The organism is Massilia sp. CFBP9012, assembly GCF_034045115.1.
GTDB lineage: Bacteria > Pseudomonadota > Gammaproteobacteria > Burkholderiales > Burkholderiaceae_D > Telluria.
Genome location: NZ_JAXCWM010000002.1, coordinates 123,465 through 146,212, shown reverse-complemented (window position 1 = coordinate 146,212; position 22,748 = coordinate 123,465). Strand labels below are relative to the sequence as shown.

Genomic DNA, 22,748 nt, shown 5'->3' with positions numbered 1-22,748 from the left:
CTGTATTTACCGGGCGTCTTTACCGTGGCCCCATGCCGCCACCCGGAGGACCGAAGCCCGGCCCGCTCGGTCCACGCGGGCCGCGCCCGCCGCCGAAGGTGCCGAAGCGGTACGACAGGCCGACGTAGACCAGGCGCCCGTCCTGGCGGCGCAGGCTGTATTCGCGCAGGCGGTCGGTCTCGGTGATCGATTCCGATTTCTGCGAGTCGAACAGGTCGTTGACGTTGACGACCAGGCTCAGGGCCTGGCTCAGGTTGTGGCGGTAATTCAGGTCGGCGGTGCGGGTCGGCTGGCGATAGCCCTCGCCGAACAGCGTCTTGCCCTGGGCATTGAGCACCAGCTGCAGGCTGTTGGCCGGATTGAACTGGTAGTTGAAGCGCGCGCGGCCGGCGATCGAGGTCGCGCTGCGCTTGTCGTCGTCCACGTTGCCGAGCACCGACTGCTCCGAATAGCCGATATTGCCGCTGGCATTGATGGTCAGCTTGGGCGTGGCGCGGCCGCTGAAGGTGAATTCCAGACCGCCCGAGCGGCTGGTGCCCGCGTTCTCGCGCGTGGTCAGCAGCACGGTGTCCGAGATGAAGTAGCGGCGCTCCGAGATCAGGTCGGTGTCGCGGCGCGCATACAGGCGCACATTGGTCTCGACGTTGCCAAGCTTGGTCTCGACGCCCAGTTCGAGCGAGTCGGACTCGGTCGGCATCAGCGCGGGATTGCCCGACGAGACGTTCGTTTCGTCGCGGTAGATCACGAAGGGATTCAGGTCCGAGGCGCCGGGACGGCGGATGCGGTGCGCATAGCTCAGGCGCAGCGCCGTGCTGTCCGACAGGTCGTAGGTGAGGAAGGCGCTGGGGATCGCTTCCAGGTAGTGGTTGCCGGCCTTGATCCCGGTCGTGACCTGGTCCATGTCGAGATCGGTGTATTCGGTGCGCAGGCCGCCCAGCACGCCCCACTTCTGGCCCAGGCGCATCTGGTAGGTGCCATACAGCGCCAGCGTGGTGTCGACCAGCTCGAAGCGGTTGGTGCGGGATGCGTTGACGCTTTCGAACAGGGTGCCCGGATCGACATTGAGGAAGCGGGTGTCGATCACGCTGCTGTTGCTTATCACCTTGTAACCCAGCTTGAGCACACCCGCCTCGCCCGGACGCTCGTAGTCGCCGGTGAAGTCGATGATGCGGGTCTCGTTCAGGTTGTCCTGGCGCGTCAGCGGATCGGACGAATTGATCGGCCGCACCGTGTAGTCGCTGGCGAAGCGGGCATCGCCCTCGCCACGGGTACCAGAGAGGCGCAGGTCGGCCTTGAAGATCTCGCCCGGCAGTTCTCCCTTGTGGTCGAGGCTCGCGCTCAGGCTGGCGCTGCGGTTGCTGTTGTCGCGCACGGTCGAGCGCAGGTAGTCGCTCTCGACCGCCCCGGACGCGTCGGCGCCGCGATAGCGCTCGGACGAGAGGCCATCCTGGTTATTGGCGTTGAAGCTGGCCTTGACCGACACCACGTCCTTCTCGCCCAGGTTGTAGGTGAGCGAGCCGTTGAAGCCGGCCGACTCGGTGTCGTTTTCGCTGGTCGAGGTCTGCACGCTGCTGGCCAGGGCGCCGGTGGCCGGGTCGATGCGGTCGCGCGTCGTCTCGCCGGTCGAGCCGCGGCTGTCGCGGCGGCCGAACAGCGCGCCCTGCACGCTCAGGCGTCCTCCCGTGTAGCTGCCGAAGGTGGAGGCATTGAAGCGGCCTTCCTGGCCAGCGTTGACATTGACCGTCCCGAAGCTGCCCGGCGTGCGTTCGCGCCGCATCACCAGGTTGATGATCGGCCCGCCGCCGCCTTCGTTGCCGAACTGCGCGCCGGGATTGTTGATCACCTCCACGGACTCCAGGTCGGCGGCCGGCAGCGCGCCCAGGGCGGCGGCGCGGTTCTCGCCCTGCATCATGGCGGACGGCTTGCCGTCGATGAGGATCTGCACATTGCTGCGGCCGCGCAGGGTCACATTGCCGTCCGGGTCCACCGCGACCGACGGCACCTTGTTCAGGGTGTCGGCGATGGTGTCGTTGCTCGCGGCCGCATCGCTCTTGACGTCATAGGCCTGGCGATCGATGCGGTTCGACGAGCGCACCGCGCTGACCGAGACCGTCGACTGGACCGGGACCTCGGCCTGGGCCGGGTGCGCCTCCGACGCCGGGGTTGCCGGCGCCGTGGCGACCGGCGTGGGCGCCGCGGGCGGCTGCTGGACGCTGGCGTGGGCGCTGATAGGAACAATCAACGTGGTGGCCACGATCGGCGCGAGCAGCAAGACGGAAGAATGATGACGTGGCATGAAAACCCGGGATGCTGGACAATTGGACGAGCGTAATTGTCGCACGCGATTTGACCGAAAATCGTTAAGAAATGCTAAGACGCAATAAAAGTCACCGCCATGATTCATCCCGCGAGGTCGCGCCAAGACGCCGTGCACGTCGCGCCGCCTTCGCGTAAACTTGGCGATTCAACCACAAGGAGAATGCCATGACCGCCTACGATTTCAACGCCACCGCCCTCGACGGCCAGCCGGTCGACCTGGCACGCTATCGCGGCAAGGCGCTCCTGATCGTCAATACCGCCAGCGCCTGCGGCTTCACCCCGCAATACCAGGGTCTGGAACAACTGCAGCGCAACTTTGCGGACCAGGGCCTGGTGGTGCTGGGCTTTCCGTGCAACCAGTTCGGCCACCAGGAGCCGGGCAGCGAGGCCGAGATCGGCGCCTTCTGCGAAAAGAACTACGGCGTGACTTTCCCGATGTTCGCCAAGATCGACGTCAACGGCGACGACGCCCATCCGCTGTTCCGTTTCCTGAAAGGCGAGGCGCCGGGCGTGCTGGGCACGGAGGCAATCAAGTGGAACTTCACCAAGTTCCTGGTCAACAAGGACGGCGCGGTGGTCAAGCGCTACGCGCCGGCTACCAAGCCAGAAGAACTGACGGGCGATATCGAGAAGCTGCTGGCGGCCTGACGCCGCCGCAAGGCGAATCAGTTAGCGAGGACGGTCACTTCGTCATCCGGCCCCGGCTCGCACGCCGCGCCGAGCGGCTCCCAACCGCGCCGCACGACGATGCGGCCCTCGTCGTGGCAGATCTCCACGCGCTGCGTCTGCGGTGCGCGCTGGCGCACGAAGGCTTCGATCGAGGCCGGCACGCTCACCTGCAGCGCGAGGGCGTGCAGGTCGTCCACCGGATGGTCGTTCACATGCACCAGCGGCACGAACTGTCCGGCGAACATCAGCATATGTCCCGGGACCCTGACTGGCCCGGCGACGTAGCCCTGCGCGCGCAGCCAGCCCTGCGCCTGCTCGCGCACTTGCCCTCCCTGTCCTTCCACGCCTCCCCAGGCGCCGGCCAGCAGTTCGGCCACCCACTGGTTGCAGTTCTGGTAATCGGTGCCGAAGGCATAGGCGTTGGCGCTGTACTTCCCTGCCAGCAGCGCCAGTGCCAGCCCCTTGTCGCGCGCTGCGCGTTCGAGCTGCGCGCCGTCTTGATCAGGCAGGAACAGCAACGACACATGGCCGCTGGATGGCGCGTCGGCCCCGAGCGCGAAGCCCGAGATGCCCTGGTCGAACAGGTGCGGACGCGCATCTTCGCAGGCGTAGTACAGCTGGCGAATGGCCCAGGCGCCGTCGGCGTCGTCGCGCAGCGCGACACCGGCATGCGAATACAGCAGGCCGAAGCGGCTCAGATCCACGCCGGCGCGGGAGACGAGGGCGACCTTGCCGCCCGAGCGTTCGAGTTCCTGGCGGACCACGCCGGCAAAGCGCAGCACACGGTCCTGCTCGAGCGCGGTGATGTCGCTCTCGCGCTCGCAGAAGGTCGGCAGGCCGGCCCAGGCGGCGCCGCTCAAGGTGGCGCACAGGCCGAGCGCCAACGCGGCGGTCGCCCTGCGCAGCCGCATCAGATGACGACTTTGCGTGACGCCAGGTCGCGCTGCCACTCGTCCTGCAGCGCCAGGAAGAATGGACGCTGGGTGTCGGCATGGGCGAATTCGTAGCCGTAGACGCGCTCGTTTACGCGCACCACCTCGCCCGCATTGACCTGGCGCTGAGCCATGGCGCGGTTCGGCACGTCGAGGAAGAAGGTGCGGGCCTGGCCGGCTTCGGCGCGCAGGGTCAGGCGGGTGGTGTCGGGCTTATTCGGGGCTTGCGCGATGTCGATCACGCGGTAATCGCCCGCCGCCACCTTGTTGTCGCCACTCGAGCTGGTGCTGGAATCGCTGATCGAATCCGAAATACTGGCCGACGACGCCGAGCCGGCGCTGGAGGCCGAGGAGGCGAAGCTTTCGGCGTGGGCCGGGATGGCGCAGGCGATCGCGAACATGCCGAAGCACAGGGAACGTGAAAAGATTGGCAAGGTCATAAGAGGCTTTCGTAGTCGAGCAAAACGCTCACATGGTACAAGCCCTTGCACTCGAACACCATAGTGCCGTCGTAACCGCTTGTGACAAGCGCACGGATTCGTCGTCAGCGCGTCTGTATGCGCGCCACGCCGTGGATCGTGCAGCCACGGCTGACGTTGTCAAGGAAGCGGATGGCCTCGGTCATCGACACGCCCGGCGGCAGCAGGCCGCCCAGTGCGGCGTTCTCGTTCAACTGGTCGAGGCCGTAGGCGATGGCGCGCGACACGTCACGCGCCATGTGGCCGTCGCTGTTGTACAGCGCGTCGTAGACGCCGGCGGCTTCCCAGACCGGCACCAGGCCGGGGCTGCTACTGTCTTCGAAGACCACGGCGGCCGGGCCGCCCTCGTCGTCACGCACGAGTTGGAAGGTAAAGCTCAAGATCGTTCCTGGTAATTGTCACTGATTTGCCACTGGGTTCCCGCCGATTGCCGGGTTCGGCGCGATCCTAACACGACCAGGAAATCGGCGTTGCCGCCCGCCGGCAATCAGCGCAAGGCCCGCTCCAGCAGCTCGATCCAGTGCGTCACCGGCTTGTCCGTCCCCGACTGCAGGTGGCTCAGGCAGCCGATGTTCGCCGACACGATCTCCTGCGCGCCGGTCGCATCCAGGCTAGCCAACTTGCGGTCGCGAAGCTGGTGCGCGATCTCGGGCTGCAGCACCGAATAGGCGCCGGCCGAGCCGCAGCACAGGTGGTTGTCGGCGCACAGCACCACGTCCACGCCGGCCGCGTGCAGCACGCTTTCGACCTTGCCGCGGATTTGCTGGCCGTGCTGCAGGGTGCAGGGCGGGTGATACACCACGCGCGGCGCGTCCTTCCCATGCGCCCGCATCCTGATCTGCTCCTCGAACTGCGGCAGGATCTCGGAGAGGTCGCGCGTGATCTCGCTGATGCGGCGGGCCTTGTCGGCATAATCCGGATCGTGCGCCAGCAGGTGGCCGTATTCCTTGACCGTGACGCCGCAGCCGGAGGCGGTCATCACGATCGCCTCGACCTGCCCCTGCTCCACAGACGGCCACCAGGCATCGACGTTGCGGCGCATGTCGTCCAGGCCGCCGTCCTGGTCGTTCATGTGGTAGCGCAGCGCGCCGCAGCAGCCGGCCTTCGGCGCCACCACCAGCTGCACGCCGAGAGAATCGAACACGCGCGCCGTGGCGGCATTGATATTCGGCGCCATCGCCGGCTGCACGCAGCCGTCCAGCAGCAGCATCTTGCGCGGATGGACCCGGGTCGGCCAGTGGCCGGCGGCGCGTGCCGGCTGCAGCTTGTCCTGAAGCCCTGCAGGCAACAGCGGCCGCAGCACCTGCCCCGCCCTGAAAGCCGGCTTGAACACACTGGCGCGCGGCAGGCATTCCTTGAGCGTGGCGCGCTTGATCCTTTCATTCAAGGGACGCGGCACCCGCTCGTCGACCAGCTTGCGGCCGATGTCGACCAGGCGCCCATACTTGACGCCGGACGGACAGGTGGTTTCGCAGTTGCGGCAGGTGAGGCAACGGTCCAGGTGGAGCTGGGTCTTGCGGGTCGGCTGCGCGCCTTCGAGCACCTGCTTGATCAGGTAGATGCGGCCGCGCGGGCCATCGAGTTCGTCGCCCAGCAGTTGATAGGTCGGGCAAGTGGCGGTGCAGAAGCCGCAGTGCACGCAGGCGCGCAGGATCGCTTCGGCTTCGGCGCCTTCGCGCGTGCCCTTGATGAAATCGGCGAGTGTCGTTTGCATGGATCAGGCGCTTTCGGGGTACAGGCGGCCCGGGTTGAAGATGTGGGCGGGGTCGAAGGCATCCTTCATGCGCGCATGGATGCGCGCCAGCGCCGGCGCCAGCGGCTGGAACACGCCACTGCCCTTGTCGCCGCCACGGAACAGGGTCGCATGGCCGCCGCAGGCTTGCACCGTGCGCCGGATCGCCCCGGCCGTCGCGGCGTCGCCTCCGGCGCGCAGCCAGCGCTGGGCGCCGCCCCACTCGATCAGCTGGTCGCCGCCGAGCACCAAAGCTCCGGTGGTCGATGGCACCGACAGGCGCCACAAGGGTTCGCGCTCCAGGAAGAATGCATGACGCTGTTCGCGCATATTGGCCCAGAACGCAGCCGCATCCGGATGTGGCACCGTTTCGCCGCCCAGCAGCCGCATCGCGGCGTCGACCGCCGCCTCGGCGCCAGACAGGCGCAACGCCAGCTGGCCGCCGCACCAGGCGCTGCCCGATAGCGGCAAGGGCTGGCCGCCCCATTCGTTGAGGCGGCGGATGGCGTCGATCTCGCTCATCTCGAAGCGCAGCGTGGCTTCGGCGAAGGGCCGCGGCAGCACCTTCAAGGACACTTCCAGCAGCAGGCCGAGCGTACCCATCGAACCGGCCAGCATGCGCGAGACGTCGTAGCCGGCCACGTTCTTCATCACCTTGCCGCCAAACGACAGTACGTCGCCCTTCCCGTCCAGCAGCCTGGCGCCGAGCACGAAGTCGCGCGTGGCGCCACTGCTGGCGCGCCGCGGGCCGCACAGGCCCGCGGCGACGGTGCCGCCCACGGTGGCGCCGGCCCTGAAATGCGGCGGCTCGAAGGCCAGCATCTGGTTGTGCTGCGCGAGCAACGCCTCGATCTCGGCCAGCGGCGTGCCGCAGCACGCCGTGATCACCAGTTCGGTCGGCTCGTAGTCGACGATGCCGGCGTAGTCGCGGGTGTCGAGGATGGTGCCCTGTGGTGCACCGCCATACCAGTCCTTGCTGCCGCCGCCACGGATGCGCAGCGGTTCACGCTCATGCGCCGCGGCCCGTACCCGCTCCTGGAATCGTTCGATCGTTCCCATATGGCTCTCGTTCAAAAACGCGGCAGGTCCGGGAATGGAACCTCGCCGTGGTGCACGTGCAGCTTGCCGAATTCGGCGCAGCGGTGCGGGGTCGGGATCGCCTTGTCCGGATTGAGCAGCGCGACCGGGTCGAAGGCATGCTTGACCGCGAAGAAGGCGTCGAGCTCCTTGCGGCCGAACTGCACGCACATCGAGTCGATCTTTTCCTTGCCCACGCCATGCTCGCCGGTGATGGTGCCGCCCACTTCGACGCACAGCGCCAGGATCGCGGCCCCGAACGCTTCGGCGCGCTCGAATTCGCCGGGCGCGCTGGCGTCGAACAGGATCAGCGGATGCATATTGCCGTCGCCGGCGTGGAACACGTTCGAGCAGCGCAGACCATACGTCTGTTCCATTGCGGCGATGCCGGCCAGCACCCGCGCCAGCTGCTTGCGCGGGATGGTGCCGTCCATGCAGTAATAGTCGGGCGAGATGCGGCCCGCCGCCGGGAAGGCGTTCTTGCGGCCGGACCAGAAGCGCACCCGCTCCGCTTCGCTCTGCGACACCGCGATCGCGGTCGCGCCGGCGCGCTCGAGCACCGCGCTCATGCGCGCGATCTCCTCGGCCACCTCGAGCGCCGTGCCGTCGGCCTCGCACAGCAGGATGGCGGCGGCGTCGAGGTCGTAGCCGGCCTGCACGAAGGGCTCGACCATGCGCACCGAAGTGCGGTCCATCATCTCGAGGCCGGCCGGGATGATGCCGGCCGCGATCACGTCGGCCACCGCATTGCCGGCCGTGACCACATCGTTGAACGAGGCCATGATGACCTGGGCCAGCGCCGGCTTGGGCACCAGCTTCACCGTCACCTCGGTGACGATGCCGAGCATGCCCTCGGAACCGATGAACACGGCCAGCAGGTCGAGTCCCGGCGCATCGAGCGCCGCGCCGCCCAGTTCGACGACGTCGCCCTCGATGGTGGCTACCCGCACCCGCAGCACGTTGTGTACCGTCAGGCCGTATTTGAGGCAGTGCACGCCGCCCGCATTCTCGGCCACGTTGCCGCCGATGGTGCAGGCGATCTGCGACGACGGGTCGGGGGCATAGTAGAGGCCGAACGGCGCGGCGGCCTCGGAGATCGCCAGGTTGCGCACGCCCGGTTGCACGACGGCGGTGCGCGCCAGCGGATCGACGCGCTTGATCTGGCTCATGCGTGCGGTGGACAGCACGACGCCATCGCGGATCGGCAGCGCGCCGCCCGACAGGCCGGTGCCGGCGCCGCGCGGCACCACCGGCACCTGTAACTCACGGCAGACGTCGAGGATGGCCAGCACCTGCGCCTCGTCGGTCGGCAGGGTCACGACCAGCGGCAGCTGGCGATAGGCGGCCAGGCCATCGCATTCGTAGGGCCGGGTGTCTTCGGGGTCGGACAGGACGCAGGACGCCGGCAGGCGCGCGCGCAGGGCCGCCGCCACCTGCGCGCGGCGCGGCGCCGGGTCGGGTTGAAAGGCATGATCGGGCATGCTTCGATTGTAAGCAGAAGCAAGCACATTGGCCACGTTTTGTCGTATGCTCATCCCATCGTTTTTTCTCACCAACGCATAAGGCAACATCATGGGCAACCGCCTCTCGAAAATCGCGACCCGCACCGGCGACGACGGCAGCACCGGCCTGGGCGACGGCAGCCGTACCGGCAAGGACAGTGCGCGCATCCACGCGCTGGGCGAAGTCGACGAACTCAATTCCTTCGTCGGCCTGCTGCTGTGCGAAGACATGCCGACCGCATTACGCGAAGAGCTGGTCTCGATCCAGCACGACCTGTTCGACCTGGGCGGCGAGCTGTGCATCCCCGGCTACCAGATGATCAAGGAAGAGCACGTGGCGCGCCTGGACGGCCTGCTCGAGAAGTACAACGCCGACCTGCCGGTCCTGAAGGAATTCATCCTGCCGGCCGGCTCGCGCGCGGCCTCCACCGCCCACGTCTGCCGCACCGTGTGCCGGCGCGCCGAGCGCGCCATCGTGGCCCTGTCGAAGGCCGAGCAGATCCACGCCCACCCGCGCCAGTACGTCAACCGCCTGTCCGACCTGATGTTCGTGCTGGCTCGCGTGCTGAACCGCCATGCCGGCGGCAGCGACGTGCTGTGGCAGCACGAACGCAAGCGGGGCTGATCCATGGAAGACAAGGTGATGGACGACTTCATCGGCGTATTCGACGACGCGCTCAGTGCGCAGCAATGCGATGCGCTGCTGGCGCGCTTCGAGGCCAGCGACAAGGTGGTGCGCGGGCGCACCGGCAACGGCGTCGACGTCGACAAGAAGGACAGCTACGACATCACCATCAACCTGCACCGCGAATGGGACGACGTCACCCAGCTGCTGCTCGAGACGATGTCGCGCCACCTGGTGCAGTACGTCGACCGCTACCGCATGCTGCTGATGGGATCCCTGTCGCCAACTCTGGAGCATCCGCAGACCGGCACGCCGACGGTGCTATCGATGGACAACTTCGAGGAAGTGGGCCGTCCGTATATTGAAGAACTGGTGCGCGTGCTGTACCGCCCCGGCACCATCAATCTGCAGAAGTACCGGCAGGCCAGCGGCGGCTACCATCACTGGCATTCCGAGATCTATCCGCAGAACGCCAGCTGCGATTCGCTGCACCGGGTGCTGCTGTGGATGTTCTACCTCAACGACGTGGAAGATGGCGGAGAGACCGAGTTCCTGTACCAGGGCCGCAAGATCGCACCAAAAAAGGGGCGGCTGGTGATCGCGCCGGCGGGTTTCACCCATACCCACCGCGGCAATGTGGCCAGGAGCGGCGACAAATACATCGCTACTTCCTGGATCCTGTACCAGCGCGCCGAGGCGCTGTTCGGCCAGCCCGGCTAGCAAGAAAGTCGTCCCAGGCGGGCCACTCGCCCCACTGCTCGAGCAGGTAGTCGATGAACACCCTGACCTTTTGCGGCAGGAAGCGGTTCTCCAGATAGACGGCCAGCACCTGGCTGCCGAACATGCCCACCGGCCGCGCCGCCGGCAACACATGCAGCGCGCGGCCGGCGCGGATATCCTCGCCCACGACGAAGGTCGGCAGCAGGGCGATGCCGGCGCCGCCCAGCATGGCTTCGCGCAGCGCCTGGCTGCTGTTGATCGTCAATGCGCTGGCGGGCTTGAGCCGGACCGGCGCGCCGTCCATGTCGAATTCCCAGACCGCGCCAGGCCCCGCCTCGCCGAAGGTCAGGCAGCGCGCCGCCGCCAGGCCGGCGACGTCGGGCGGCATGCCGCAGCGCCGCACGTAATCGGGCGAGGCCGCCAGCACGTAGCGCAGCGGCGCCACCGGACGCGCGACGACGCTCATCAGGTCGATCTTCGGCGACAGCCGCAGCGCGATGTCGATGCCTTCTTCCACCAGGTCGACGTGACGGTCGGTCAGGCTCAGGACCACGCGCACCTCGGGGTAGCGCGCCATGAAGCCGGGCAGCAGCGCGGCCAGTTGCGCGTTCCCGAACGCCATCGAGGTCGACACGCGCAGCGTGCCGCCAGGCCCCGACTGCTGTCCCGCCGCCGCCGCCTCGACGGCCCTGCCCGCGTCGATCATGCGCACCGCGTGCTGGTAGATGTCACGGCCCGCTTCGCTCAGGCCGATGCGGCGCGTCGAGCGGTTCAGCAGCTTGACCTGTAGCGCCTTCTCCAGCCGCGCCACCGCCTTGCTGACGCTGGCCTTGGTCGTGCCCATGCGGCGCGCCGCTTCCGAAAAACTGCCCGCCTCGACCACCTGGACGAAAGGCCACAGATCTGAAAAATCGCGCGGCGCCAGCTCGCTCATGGCATCCCCTTTGGAAACAATATGTTATCGCTTGAGCGTATTGTATCCATAAACAGGTGGACGTAATCTGGTCTCCCGACGACCGGAGACGATCATGACGGCATCCAGCAGTTCCAGACTCACGTTTTCGGCGCCCTCGTCCACCCTGCCCTTCCTGTTCATCCTGATGTGGAGTTCGGGCTACGTGGTCGGCAAACTCGCGCTGCCCTACGCCGGACCGTTCACCCTGCTGTTCCTGCGTTTCGCGGTGGCGGCGCTGGTGCTGCTGGCGATCGCGCTGCTCACACGGGCGCCGTGGCCAGCCGGCTGGAAGCCGGCGGCGCACCTGGTGGTGGTCGGCCTGCTGATGCAGGCGCTGCAGTTTTCCAGCCTGTACACCGGCCTGAAGCTCGGCGTGAGCGCCGGCGTATCGGCCCTGATCGTCGGCACCATGCCGCTGTTTACCGCGCTCGGGGCCAGCGTGTTCCTGCATGAACGGGTCAGCGGCCGGCAGTGGCTGGGCCTCGCGACGGGCCTGGGCGGCGTGGCGCTGGTGGTGGCCGACCGGATCGGCGGCGCCAGCCTCGCCGGCCTGGGCGCGGTGAGCCTGGCGCTGGCGGGCATCACGCTCGGCACCCTGTATCAGAAAAAGTATTGCGCCAATGCCGATCTGCGTACTGGCGGCTGCATCCAGCTGGCGGTCGCCAGCATCGTCGCGCTGCCACTCGCCCTGGTGGTGGAAGGGTTCGAGGTGCGCTGGACCACGCAACTGCTGCTGGCTTCCGGCTGGCTGTCGATCGTCAATTCGATCGGCGCCGTCAGCCTGCTATTTTTCATGATCCGCAAGGGCGAGGCCAGCAAGGTGGCCAGCCTGTTCTACCTGATCCCCGGCACGACCGCCCTGATGGGATTCGCCGTGCTCGGCGAAACGCCGGGTGCAATGACGCTGGCAGGTTTCGCCGTCACGGCCGGCGCAGTCCATGTTTGCGCCCGCAAGCCTGCTTGACACGCACTCCTGGCATCGGCGCGGATACTGCCCCCGCAAAAAAAAACCACTTTCACGAGAAAGCGGTTTTTTTTCGAGAAGCGAGCTCAGCCGTTATTCACCACCAGCCGCGGCTCGCCCTGCGCCACCAGGCGCGCACGGATCGACGCCGCGATGCCCTTGGCATCCAGGCCGACCGATGCCAGCAGCGCTTGCGGATCGCCCTGGTCGATGAAGCTGTCCGGCAGGCCCAGGTTGAGCACCGGCTTGGCAATGCCAGCTTCGGCCAGTGCTTCCATCACGGCGGCGCCAGCGCCGCCCATGATGCAGCCCTCTTCCACCGTCACCAGCAGGTCGTGCTCCTGCGCCAGGCGCTTGACCAGCTCGACGTCGAGCGGCTTCACGAAGCGCATGTTCGCCACAGTTGCATCGAGTTCGTCGCCTGCCTTCAGGCTTGGCGCCACCATCGAGCCGAACGCCAGGATCGCGACGTCCTTGCCGGTGCGGCGCACCTCGCCCTTGCCGATCTCGATCGAGGTCAAGGCCTCCACCAATGGAGCGCCGACGCCGGCGCCGCGCGGATAGCGCACCGCGGCCGGGCCGGGATAGTGATAGGCGGTGGTTAGCATCTGGCGGCACTCGTTTTCATCCGAGGCGGCCATCACCACCATATTCGGGATGCAGCGCAGATAAGCCAGGTCGTAGTTGCCGGCGTGGGTTGCGCCGTCGGCGCCGACCAGGCCCGCGCGGTCCAGCGCGAAGGTCACGTCCAGGTTCTGCAACGCCACGTCGTGGATCAGCTGGTCGTAGGCGCGCTGCAGGAAGGTCGAATAGATCGCGACCACCGGCTTGACGCCTTCGGTGGCCATGCCGGCCGCGAAGGTCACCGAATGCTGCTCGGCGATGCCGACATCGAAGTAGCGCTGCGGGTACTCCTGGTGGAAGCGCACCATGCCCGAGCCTTCGCGCATGGCGGGCGTGATGCCGACCAGGCGTTTATCGGCGGCCGCCATGTCGCACAGCCAGTTGCCGAATACCTCGGTGTAGGTGATCTTGCCCGGGGCGGTGGCCGGCTTGATGCCCTCGAGGTGGTTGAACTTGCCGGTGCCGTGGTACAGGATCGGCTCGGCCTCGGCCAGCTTGTAGCCTTGGCCCTTCTTGGTCACCACGTGCAGGAACTGCGGGCCCTTGAGCTTCTTGATGTTTTCCAGCGTCGGGATCAGCGAATCGAGATCATGGCCGTCGATCGGGCCGATGTAATTGAAGCCGAATTCCTCGAACATCGTGGCCGGGACCACCATGCCCTTGGCGTGCTCTTCGAGCTTGCGCGCGAGATCGAGCACCGGCGCCGGCAGCACGCTCTTGCCCACGTTCTTGGCCGCGGCGTAGAACTGGCCCGACAGCAGGCGCGCCAGGTAGCGGTTCAGGGCGCCGACCGGCGGCGAGATCGACATATCGTTGTCGTTCAGGATGACCAGCAGATTGACGTCGTCCTCTACACCGGCGTTATTCAGCGCCTCGAACGCCATGCCGGCGGTCATGGAGCCGTCGCCGATGACGGCGATCGCATGGCGGTCCTCGCCCTTGATCTTGGCCGCTGCGGCCATGCCCAGGGCCGCCGAGATCGAGGTCGACGAGTGGGCGGTGCCGAAGGTGTCGTACTCGCTCTCGTCGCGCTTCGGGAAGCCCGACAGGCCGTTCAGCTGGCGCAGGGTGGGCATGCGGCCGCGACGGCCGGTGAGAATCTTGTGCGAATAGGTCTGGTGGCCGACGTCCCACACGATGCGGTCGCGCGGCGTGTCGTACACGTAGTGCAGCGCGATCGTCAGTTCCACTGTGCCCAGGTTGGACGACAGGTGGCCGCCGGTCCTGGACACCGACTCGAGCAGGAACTGGCGCAGCTCGTGCGCCAGCGGGGTGAGCTGGGTGCGCGGCAGCTTGCGCAGGTCGGATGGTTCGTTGATTTTTTCTAGCAGGTTCATTTAGGCCTTCCGCTGCACGATCAGGTCTGCCAGTTCGCGCAGACGCTGTGCTTTGTCTCCAAATGGCGCCAGCGCTTCGTGCGCGTCACGCCGCAGTTGCTCGGCCAGCGCGCGCGATGGCTCCAGGCCGAGGATCGACACATAGGTCGGTTTATTGTCGGCCGCGTCCTTGCCGGCGGTCTTGCCCAGCGTGGCCGAATCGGCGGTGGCGTCGAGCACGTCGTCGACCACCTGGAACGCCAGTCCCACCGCGGCGGAATACGCGTCCAATGCCTGCAGCTCTTGCTGCGCCAGGTCGCGGCCGGCGAGCGCGCCGAGCAGCACGGACACGCGCAGCATGGCGCCGGTTTTCAACTGGTGCATGCGTTCGAGCTGTTCGCGGGTGAGCGACAGGCCAACGCTATCGAGGTCGATCGCCTGGCCGCCGCACATGCCGGCGGAGCCCGCCGCTTGCGCCAGCAGGCGCACCATCGTCAACTGGCGCGCCGGCGGCACCACTGCGACATCAAGGTCGGCCACCACCTCGAACGCTTGCGCCTGCAAGGTGTCGCCGACCAGCAGCGCGGTCGCTTCGTCATAGGCCACGTGCACCGTCGGCTTGCCGCGGCGCAGGGCGTCGTCGTCCATGCACGGCATGTCGTCGTGCACCAGCGAATACACGTGGATCATCTCCACCGCGCTCGCGACCCGGGCCAGCGTCTGTGGATCGGCGTCGAACAGCGCGCCGGCGGCATACGCCAGCAGCGGGCGTACGCGCTTGCCGCCACCGAGCGTGGTGTAGCGCATCGCCTCGTGCAGCTTGTGCGGCACCCGGTCGGCTGGGGGCAGGAAGGTGTCGAGCGCTTCCTCGACCCTGGCCTGGACGGCGCGGGTCCAGGCGCTGAAATCCTGCGCCGTCATGAGGTCTGGCGTCATTGCGCCGCCTCGTCGTCGCTGAATGGCTTGAGCATGTCGCCTTCGAGCACCTTGACCTGGGACTCGACTTTTTCGAGCTGGGCCGCGCAATACTTGACCAGTTCGGAGCCGCGCGCATACGCCGCGACCGAGGCTTCCAGCGGCAAGGCGCCGGATTCCATCTGTGTCACGAGCTGCGCCAGTTCGGCCATCGCCTGCTCGAAGGATTGCGGAGGCGCCGCCGCTGGCGCGCTATCCGCTGTCATATTCTTTGCCATAAGTCGCTATCGTGAAGGCGCCGAGTTGTGCGCCATGGGTCAATCCAATCGCGTATTTTAGATCAATCCCACCCCACGGGGGGCGCACATTGCAGCATTCATAACTAGCAAGTGCGTCAACAATCCGGCCGACGCCCCCACCCAGCCCTTCTCTCCAACATGAAAACCATGCCTCATCGGCAACACATCAAGCGCCGTGCACCACAAACTCGCGCCGGCCCAAGACGGTAGAGCCTGTTACGCAGTATAATCTCCGGTTCTGTCCGAAATACCGTATTCCTCTACTTAAATACTGGTCTTTGGATTCTTTCTCTTCTTTGGAAGCTACCTTAAAGGGGGGTTGGGATGTCCGATCTGGCTACCCACGCCAAGCTGGCGCGCTCGAACGCACAGCTTCCGGTAAATGTTTATTTTGACGACGCGCTCCTCAAGCGCGAGATGCAGCAACTGTTCCACAATGGCCCGCGCTACATCGGCCATGAATTGATGGTGCCGGAAACCGGGGACTTCGCGACGCTCGCCTCCGAGCACGAAGGCCGCATGCTGGTGCGTAACGCCGGGGGCATCGAAGTGCTGTCCAACGTCTGCCGCCACCGCCAGGCGCTGATGTTCAATGGCCGCGGCAATGCGAAGAACATCGTATGCCCGCTGCACCGCTGGACCTATGACCTGAAGGGCGAATTGATCGGCGCACCGCATTTCGCGGACACGCCGTGCCTGAACCTGTCGAAAACCCCGCTGCAGAACTGGAATGGCCTGCTGTTCGAACAGAATGGCTACAACGTGATGGACAAGCTGGGCAAGCTGTCGGTGACGAAGGACCTCGACTTCTCGGGCTATATGTTCGACCACGTCGAAATCCACGAGTGTGACTACAACTGGAAGACCTTCATCGAGGTCTACCTGGAGGACTACCACGTCGAACCGTTCCACCCGGGCCTGGGCAACTTCGTCTCGTGCGACGACCTGAAATGGGAATTCGGCAGCGACTACAGCGTGCAGACCGTGGGCGTGAACCGCGCGCTGCAGAAGGCTGGCTCGCCGGCCTATAAACGCTGGCAGGAACAGGTTCTGAAGTTCAACAACGGCCAGCCGCCCAAGTACGGCGCGATCTGGCTGACGCTGTACCCGAACATCATGGTCGAGTGGTACCCGAACGTGCTGGTGGTGTCGACCCTGTGGCCGGACGGCCCGCAGAAGACCCGCAACGTGGTCGAGTTCTACTACCCTGAAGAGATCGTGCTGTTCGAGCGCGAATTCGTCGAGGCCGAACGCGCCGCCTACATGGAGACGGCTGTCGAGGACGACGAGATCGGCCTGCGCATGGACGCCGGCCGCAAGATCCTGGTGGCGCGCGGCGTCAACGAAGTCGGTCCGTACCAGTCGCCGATGGAAGACGGCATGCAGCACTTCCACGAGTGGTATCGCAGCAGGATCACCTTGTAACTCCCATGTCGTAAAACCGGCGCCGCACCCTGGCGCCACGGACCGCGCGGCGCCAATGCCGCACGGTCTTTCACTGGAAATCCGATGGCTTCCCTCTGGATGTTGTACGCCAGCTTCGCGTTCGCCGCCATGGGCGCGGGCGTGAAGCTGGCTTCCGAGTTCTATTCCACCTCCGAACTCCTGATGTACCGGGGCCTGATCGGCACCCTCATCCTGCTCATCATGGTTCGACACCAGGGCGGCACCTTCAAGACGGATTTCGGCAAGGCCCACCTGTGGCGCAGCCTGGTCGGCGTGACTTCGCTGTGGCTGTGGTTCTTCGCGATTGGCCGCCTGCCGCTGGCCACCGCGATGACGCTCAACTACATGGCCCCGATCTGGATCGCGGCCGGGATGTTCGCCATGGGCTGGTGGACGAAAACCAAGCATGCCGAATGGCCGCTGGTGGTGGCGATCGCCTCCAGCTTCTTCGGCGTGACCATGGTGCTGCAACCGGCGGTCGAGAGCCAGCAGTGGCTGGGCGGCCTGGCCGGCGTGTGTTCGTCGATGATCTCGGCCATGGCCTACATGCAGGTGCGCAAGCTCGGCCAGTTGGGAGAGCCCGAATACCGCGTGGTGTTCTACTTCTCGCTGACCACGACCGTGGTCGGCCTGTTTGCGACCGTGGCCGGCGACGGGCCGCAGGGCGCGCTGTTCCATTCGCACACCCCGTACGGCTTCCTGCTGCTGCTGGGGATCGGCGGCGCCGCCCTGATCGCCCAGATGTGTATGACCCGCGCCTACCGCGTGGGCAAGGTGCTGGTGGTGGCCAACCTGCAGTACACCGGCATCGTGTTTTCCACCCTGTGGGGCCTGATCCTGTGGGGCGACGCCTTCGACTGGCATGTGTGGCTGGGCATCGGCGTGATCCTGCTCTCGGGACTGGCCGCGACGTTCTACAATACCCGCAAGACGGCGCGCGGCGCCGTCGTCAAGGACCAGGACCCCGTGGTCAGCGAATCGTAGAAGGAGACTTTACGCCATGTTCAAGACCCTGATTTCGGCCAGCCAGCTGGCCGCCCAACTCGACGACCCGAAGTGGGTGGTGGTGGACTGCCGCCACGACCTGATGAACCTCGCCGCCGGGCGCGAAGGCTATGCCGCCGGCCACCTGCCGAACGCGGTGTTCGCCGACATCGAGACCGTGCTGTCGGGCGCCAAGCGCGGCCCTGATGGCGTGTTCCTCGGCCGCCATCCGCTGCCCGAAAAGGAAACGCTTGCGCAAGCCCTGCGCGGGTTCGGCATCGGCGACGACACGCAAGTGGTCGCCTACGACGCCCACGGCGGCATGTTCGCCGCGCGCCTGTGGTGGCTGCTGCGCTGGCTGGGCCACGAGGCGGTGGCGGTGCTCGATGGCGGCATGGCGGCCTGGCAGGCGCTGGGCCAGCCCTTGTCGACCGGGGCCCCCGTCAAGCCGCATGGGTCGCTGAGCATCCGCGCGCCCTTCGTGCCCACGGTGACGGTGCGCGAGGTGATGGACAACCTGGAAAGCGGCCAGCGCATCGTGATCGACGCCCGCGCGGCCGACCGCTTCCGCGGCGAGAACGAAACCATCGACCCGGTCGGCGGCCACATCCCGGGCGCAAAGAACCGCTTCTTCAAGGACAACCTGCAGGCTGACGGCCGCTTCAAGGCCCCGGAAGACCTGCGCGCCGAGTTCGGCGCCCTGGTCGACGATCCGCAACGCGCCATCATGCAGTGCGGCTCGGGTGTGACCGCGTGCCACAACCTGCTGGCGCTGGAAGTGGCGGGCATGCCGGGGGCAAGCCTGTATCCGGGATCGTGGAGCGAGTGGGTCGGCGATTCGTCGCGGCCGGTCGCGAAAGGCGCGGATTGAAAAACAAAAGGGCTTCGTCACGAAGCCCTTTTCTTCTGGGTCAGAATGCGTGCAGCGCCACCACGATCGCCACACCGAGGCCGATCAGGAACACCTGCGGCACCGTCTCCTTCAGCGTCGCCCGGCGCTGCATCTGCGGCATCAAATCGCTCACCGCGATATAGATGAAGCCCGACGACGCAAACACCAGCACATAGGGAATCAGGCCGCTGGCCTGGTCCAGCGTGAAGTAGCCGAGCAGGCCGCCCGCCACCGCCAGCAGGCTGCACAGCAGGTTGAACACATAGGCGCGCAGGCGCGAGAAGCCGGCGTTGAGCAGGACGATGAAGTCGCCGATTTCTTGCGGGATTTCGTGGGCGACGATGGCCAGCGCGGTCACGATGCCCACTTCCGGGTCGGCCAGGAAGGCCGCCGCGATCAGGATGCCGTCGGTGAAGTTGTGCATGCCGTCGCCGAGCAGGATCATCCAGCCCGACTTGCCGGCCTCGCGCGCGTCATGGCCGTGGGCGTGATGATGCCCGTCGCCCTCGTGGTGGTGCGAATGGCGCAGCAGCGCCACTTTTTCCAGTAAAAAGAACGCCAGCAGGCCCGCCAGCAGCGTGGCGAACAGGCTCTTGATGTCGGCGCCCGATTCGAAGGCTTCCGGCAGCGCGTGCAGCAGCGACGTCGCCAGCATGATGCCGACCGACAGGCTGACCATCTTTTCGACCACTTTCGACAGCAGGGCGAACGAGAAAAGCGCAGCCCCGGAAATGCTGACGACGCCGGCGATCACGGTCGCCAGCAGGATGGAACTCAGGGTCGGGTCGAAAAGCGGGTCGATTTGAAAGCCTCTTGTTCTGTTCTTGCGACGATCCGCAAACCGGACATTGTACCGCTCCCGGCCCGCGGTCGTCCAAGACCCGCCGAAAGAAGCAGGCCCTGTTCAGGCTTCAGGCGACGCCGTGCTTGCGGAACCAGGCCAGCGCGCGGTTCCAGCCATCCTTGGCGTCGGCCTCGTTGTAGTTCGGGCGGTAGTCGGCGTGGAAAGCGTGGTCGGCATCCGGATACACGTGGATGGTCGAACGGCTGTTGCCCTTGTCGAGGGCGGCCTGCATGCGCTTGACCGTGTCGAGCGGGATGCCGTTGTCCTTGCCGCCGTACAGGCCCAGCACCGGCACCTTGAGGTTCTGGGCGACGTCGACCGGGTGCTTCGGCGTGTTGGGGGTCGCCTCGCCCACCAGGCGGCCGTACCAGGCCACGCCGGCCTTGACGTCCAAGTTGTGCGCCGCGTACAGCCAGGTGATGCGTCCGCCCCAGCAGAAACCGGTGATTCCCAGTTTGCTGGTATCTCCGCCGCGCTGCTTGGCCCAGGCCACCACGGTGTCGAGGTCGGACATGACCTGCGCGTCCGGGGTCCTGGACACGATGTTCTTGATCAGTTCAGCGGTATTGGGCGCCTTGGTCGCGTCGCCCTGGCGCACGAACAGGTCGGGCGCGACCGCCATATAACCCTGCTTGGCGAAGCGGCGCGCCACGTCCTTGATGTGTTCATGCACGCCGAAGATCTCGGACACCACCAGGATCACCGGGACGTTGGTCTTGCCGCGCGGCTGGGCGCGGTAGACGGGTACGTCCTGGCCCTCGATCACGAGGATGCTGTCGGCCGCGTCGAGGCCCTCGGCATCGGTCTGGATCTGGGTTTGCGCAACCACCGGCAGCGCGGCCGCAGCGAAGCCGGTGCCGACCGCGGCCTTCAAAAAGTCGCGCCGCTTCACGCCATCGTCATAGGCGCTGGCGCCCAGCAGGCTGTGGGCATCGTTGACAAGATCTTTCATGGACATCCCCTTTCTGGTCAGTGTTGGACAGGCTTGCCAGTCTAGCATCGCCGGGGCCGGCTGCACGCCCGGCACGGATGAGCGCAAGTCGTGGCCGGAATGACACACATGCGTAAAGAATATTTAAGTAATGAGAATGATTCGCATTATAATTCTCATCTTGAAAAATAAAAATCGCGTCGCACCGGTGTGAGTGCCGGGGCCGAAACGGCCGGCATCCGCGTTCCACACCAACCATCCATGTTCATGACCCATCCATCCCGTCGTTCCGCCCATCGTTTCACCCTGCATGCCACCGCCACCGCCGTCCTGGGCATCCTGCCAAGCTGGCACGCCATGGCGGAAGACGCGCCTGAAGTTCCGTCCGTCGTCTCCGAGGTCAAAATCACCGGCGCCAGGGACGCCACCACCGAAGGCAGCGGCTCGTACACCACGACCGGTCCGCTCGCCACCGGCGCGCGCCTGAACCTCACGCCGCGCGAGACGCCGCAATCGATGTCGATCGTGACGCGCGCACGCATGGAAGAGCAAGGCCTGCAGACGCTGGCCGAGACCATGCAGCAGGTAACCGGCATCTACGTCAACTACAACGACACCGAACGGGTCACCTATAACGCGCGCGGCTACGCGGTGAACAACTTCCAGGTCGACGGCATGCTGAACCTGTTCGGCAGCTCGCTCAAGGCGAACGGCGACAACGTCGTCTACGACCGGATCGAGGTGGTGCGTGGCGCCACCGGCCTGACCACCGGCGCGGGCGATCCCTCCGCCACCATCAACCAGGTGCGCAAGCGTCCGACCAAGACATTCCAGGGCAATGCCGCCGTGCGCGTTGGCACCCACGACCTGCGACGCGCCGAAGTGGACGTGTCGGGTCCGATCGCCTACGAAGGAAAACTGCGCGGCCGCTTCGTCACCGCCAAGCAGGAAGCCAAGTCGTTCCGCCCCTTGTACGAGCAGGACCTGGGCGCCGTCTATGGCATCCTCGAGGCCGACCTCGGTTCGGCCACGACGCTGGCGGTGGGCTACGAGCGCCAGAAATCCGATCCGCGCGGCTCGACCTGGGGCACCGTCCCCTACTGGAATGCCGACGGTTCGCTGGCCAATATGCCGCACGACCTGAACCTGTCCACGCCGTGGGCATCCTGGAATATGGTCGAAAAGAAGACGTTCGCCACGCTCGAACACCGCATCGGCGGCGACTGGCGCTTGCGCGCCGGCTGGACCAAGGCCGACCGCGTGCAGGACGGCAGCCTCTACTTCGGCTATGGCGGCTACCCGCGCGCCGACGGCAGCGGCATCACCGTTGCGTACGGCCGCTTCCCGGCCGACGAGACGATGGACGTGCTCGAGCTGAACATCGACGGCAAGTTCGACCTGTTCGGCCGCCGTCACGACCTGGTCTTCGGCTGGGGCAAGGCCGACCGCGAGACCATCTCGCCGCGGATCACCCTCGGCGCGGTTCCCGCCGGCTATGGCATGATCCCGAACTGGCAGACCTGGACCGGCGACGTGCCCGAGTTCCCGAGCACGGTCGGCGCGCATCCGACCAGCATCAACAACGTCGACCAGAGGGCGGCCTTCGTGGCCACCCGCCTGAACTTGTCCGATGCGCTCAAGGCGGTCGTCGGCGCACGCCATGGCAAGTACACGACGCGCACGCGCAACTTCAGCGAAGCGGGGGCGGCAACCAGCACAACGGGCTTCACCAACGACGATATCGTCACTCCCTACGTCGGCCTGCTGTTCGACCTGAACCAGCAATGGACCGCCTATACCGCCTACACCAGCATCTTCCAGCCGCAGAACTTCCGCGATGCGAACAACGAGTTCCTGGATCCGGTCGACGGCAATAATATCGAGGCCGGCGTGAAGGCCGAGCTGTTCGAGCGCCGCCTCAATTTCTCGGCGGCGGTCTTCCGCAGCAAGAAGGACAATGTGGCCGAGATCGACGACAGCGTGCCGCCGAATTCGCTCCCCGGCGCGGCCCAGGCCTACCGCACCACCGGCAAGGGCAATGTGGTCGATGGCGTCGAGGTGGAAGCCTCGGGTCAGTTCATGCGTCAATGGAATCTGTCGGCCGGCTATAGCCACACCCGTTCGCGCAACGCCCAAGGCGCCGCGATCAACACCGTCATCCCGCGCAACCTGCTGCGCGTCTTCACCAGCTACCGCTTCGGCGACGACGGCCGCTACTCGGTCGGCGGCGGCGTGAACTGGCAAAGCAATCTGTGGAACGCGGCGCAAAAGCCGACCGGCAGCTTCAATGCCAGCGGCGCACCGGTCACCGCCACCGCGCGCATCGAACAGGGTTCGATCTGGCTGACGAACCTGATGGCGAGCTACCGCATCAACGAACACCTGACCGCCAGCGTCAATGTGAGCAATGTGTTCGACAAGATCTACTACAACCGGGTCGGCTTCTACAACGGCCTGCACTATGCGGAGCCGCGCACCGCGTCGGCGACCCTGCGCGCCACGTTCTGAACGGCGCCCATTCCG

At 66.2% G+C, this 22,748-nt stretch carries 21 protein-coding genes; 8 read left to right on the top strand and 13 right to left on the bottom strand.

Annotated features, from left to right (window positions below; genetic code table 11):
- Positions 1 to 19: 19 nt before the first annotated feature.
- The gene (locus SOM61_RS03300) at positions 20 to 2,296 is read right to left on the bottom strand and encodes a TonB-dependent receptor domain-containing protein (RefSeq protein WP_320472768.1); all 2,277 of its coding nucleotides are present in this window, start codon (positions 2,294 to 2,296) and stop codon (positions 20 to 22) included.
- A gap of 188 nt (positions 2,297 to 2,484) precedes the next feature.
- Here SOM61_RS03300 and SOM61_RS03295 point away from each other — a divergent pair, with 188 nt between their 5' ends.
- Positions 2,485 to 2,967: a glutathione peroxidase gene (locus tag SOM61_RS03295; protein WP_320472767.1), complete on the top strand. Its 483-nt coding sequence runs from the start codon at positions 2,485 to 2,487 to the stop codon at positions 2,965 to 2,967.
- Positions 2,968 to 2,984: 17 nt separating this feature from the next.
- On the opposite strand, the gene SOM61_RS03290 is transcribed toward SOM61_RS03295, so the two are convergent.
- The 6 genes from SOM61_RS03290 to SOM61_RS03265 form a co-directional block, all read right to left on the bottom strand.
- Positions 2,985 to 3,899, bottom strand: a complete 915-nt coding sequence (locus SOM61_RS03290) for a DUF2145 domain-containing protein (protein ID WP_320472766.1) — start codon at positions 3,897 to 3,899, stop codon at positions 2,985 to 2,987.
- Positions 3,899 to 4,360 carry a hypothetical protein gene (locus SOM61_RS03285; RefSeq protein ID WP_320472765.1) on the bottom strand — a complete coding sequence of 154 codons (462 nt, stop codon included), beginning with the start codon at positions 4,358 to 4,360 and terminating at the stop codon, positions 3,899 to 3,901. Before SOM61_RS03285 ends, SOM61_RS03290 begins: the two co-directional genes overlap by 1 nt.
- A gap of 104 nt (positions 4,361 to 4,464) precedes the next feature.
- Positions 4,465 to 4,779 (bottom strand): hypothetical protein, encoded by a 315-nt coding sequence (locus SOM61_RS03280; RefSeq protein WP_320472764.1) that lies wholly within the window; start codon positions 4,777 to 4,779, stop codon positions 4,465 to 4,467.
- A gap of 107 nt (positions 4,780 to 4,886) precedes the next feature.
- Positions 4,887 to 6,113: a glycolate oxidase subunit GlcF gene (glcF, locus tag SOM61_RS03275; RefSeq protein WP_320472763.1), complete on the bottom strand. Its 1,227-nt coding sequence runs from the start codon at positions 6,111 to 6,113 to the stop codon at positions 4,887 to 4,889.
- Between the two features lie 3 nt (positions 6,114 to 6,116).
- The gene (glcE, locus tag SOM61_RS03270) at positions 6,117 to 7,190 is read right to left on the bottom strand and encodes a glycolate oxidase subunit GlcE (RefSeq protein ID WP_320472762.1); all 1,074 of its coding nucleotides are present in this window, start codon (positions 7,188 to 7,190) and stop codon (positions 6,117 to 6,119) included.
- Positions 7,191 to 7,201: 11 nt separating this feature from the next.
- On the bottom strand, positions 7,202 to 8,689 hold the full coding sequence (locus SOM61_RS03265; RefSeq protein WP_123071927.1) for an FAD-linked oxidase C-terminal domain-containing protein: 1,488 nt from the start codon (positions 8,687 to 8,689) through the stop codon (positions 7,202 to 7,204).
- Positions 8,690 to 8,780: 91 nt separating this feature from the next.
- On the opposite strand from SOM61_RS03265, the gene SOM61_RS03260 reads away from it, so the two are divergent.
- Positions 8,781 to 9,335 carry a cob(I)yrinic acid a,c-diamide adenosyltransferase gene (locus SOM61_RS03260; protein WP_320472761.1) on the top strand — a complete coding sequence of 185 codons (555 nt, stop codon included), beginning with the start codon at positions 8,781 to 8,783 and terminating at the stop codon, positions 9,333 to 9,335.
- Positions 9,336 to 9,338: 3 nt separating this feature from the next.
- Entirely contained in the window at positions 9,339 to 10,055 is a 717-nt protein-coding gene (locus SOM61_RS03255) for a 2OG-Fe(II) oxygenase (RefSeq protein ID WP_320472760.1), read from the top strand.
- On the opposite strand, the gene SOM61_RS03250 is transcribed toward SOM61_RS03255, so the two are convergent.
- Positions 10,000 to 10,989 (bottom strand): LysR family transcriptional regulator, encoded by a 990-nt coding sequence (locus tag SOM61_RS03250; RefSeq protein WP_320472759.1) that lies wholly within the window; start codon positions 10,987 to 10,989, stop codon positions 10,000 to 10,002. The two genes, SOM61_RS03255 and SOM61_RS03250, sit on opposite strands and share 56 nt — an antisense overlap.
- Before the next feature lie 94 nt (positions 10,990 to 11,083).
- Here SOM61_RS03250 and SOM61_RS03245 point away from each other — a divergent pair, with 94 nt between their 5' ends.
- Positions 11,084 to 11,974, top strand: a complete 891-nt coding sequence (locus SOM61_RS03245) for a DMT family transporter (protein ID WP_320472758.1) — start codon at positions 11,084 to 11,086, stop codon at positions 11,972 to 11,974.
- Between the two features lie 86 nt (positions 11,975 to 12,060).
- Here the strand turns inward: SOM61_RS03245 and dxs are convergent, their stop codons facing one another.
- From dxs to SOM61_RS03230, 3 genes are read right to left on the bottom strand one after another with little or no spacing between them, the layout of a single operon-like run.
- Positions 12,061 to 13,935, bottom strand: coding sequence for a 1-deoxy-D-xylulose-5-phosphate synthase (gene dxs / locus SOM61_RS03240; RefSeq protein ID WP_320472757.1), 1,875 nt, complete (start codon positions 13,933 to 13,935; stop codon positions 12,061 to 12,063).
- On the bottom strand, positions 13,936 to 14,835 hold the full coding sequence (locus SOM61_RS03235; protein WP_320473065.1) for a polyprenyl synthetase family protein: 900 nt from the start codon (positions 14,833 to 14,835) through the stop codon (positions 13,936 to 13,938). It lies immediately after the preceding gene.
- A gap of 11 nt (positions 14,836 to 14,846) precedes the next feature.
- Positions 14,847 to 15,095, bottom strand: a complete 249-nt coding sequence (locus SOM61_RS03230) for an exodeoxyribonuclease VII small subunit (RefSeq protein WP_147937336.1) — start codon at positions 15,093 to 15,095, stop codon at positions 14,847 to 14,849.
- 357 nt (positions 15,096 to 15,452) lie between these two features.
- On the opposite strand from SOM61_RS03230, the gene SOM61_RS03225 reads away from it, so the two are divergent.
- From SOM61_RS03225 to SOM61_RS03215, 3 genes are all read left to right on the top strand, one after another.
- The gene (locus SOM61_RS03225) at positions 15,453 to 16,553 is read left to right on the top strand and encodes an aromatic ring-hydroxylating oxygenase subunit alpha (protein WP_320472756.1); all 1,101 of its coding nucleotides are present in this window, start codon (positions 15,453 to 15,455) and stop codon (positions 16,551 to 16,553) included.
- An 84-nt stretch (positions 16,554 to 16,637) separates the two neighbouring features.
- Positions 16,638 to 17,558, top strand: coding sequence for a DMT family transporter (locus SOM61_RS26520; protein WP_320472755.1), 921 nt, complete (start codon positions 16,638 to 16,640; stop codon positions 17,556 to 17,558).
- Positions 17,559 to 17,574: 16 nt separating this feature from the next.
- Positions 17,575 to 18,429: a sulfurtransferase gene (locus tag SOM61_RS03215; protein ID WP_320472754.1), complete on the top strand. Its 855-nt coding sequence runs from the start codon at positions 17,575 to 17,577 to the stop codon at positions 18,427 to 18,429.
- A 40-nt stretch (positions 18,430 to 18,469) separates the two neighbouring features.
- Here the strand turns inward: SOM61_RS03215 and SOM61_RS03210 are convergent, their stop codons facing one another.
- Both SOM61_RS03210 and SOM61_RS03205 read right to left on the bottom strand, forming a co-directional pair.
- Entirely contained in the window at positions 18,470 to 19,204 is a 735-nt protein-coding gene (locus tag SOM61_RS03210; protein ID WP_137175510.1) for a ZIP family metal transporter, read from the bottom strand.
- Between the two features lie 157 nt (positions 19,205 to 19,361).
- Positions 19,362 to 20,246 (bottom strand): dienelactone hydrolase family protein, encoded by an 885-nt coding sequence (locus SOM61_RS03205; RefSeq protein WP_320472753.1) that lies wholly within the window; start codon positions 20,244 to 20,246, stop codon positions 19,362 to 19,364.
- Between the two features lie 246 nt (positions 20,247 to 20,492).
- On the opposite strand from SOM61_RS03205, the gene SOM61_RS03200 reads away from it, so the two are divergent.
- Positions 20,493 to 22,733, top strand: coding sequence for a TonB-dependent siderophore receptor (locus SOM61_RS03200; protein ID WP_320472752.1), 2,241 nt, complete (start codon positions 20,493 to 20,495; stop codon positions 22,731 to 22,733).
- Positions 22,734 to 22,748 lie beyond the last annotated feature (15 nt).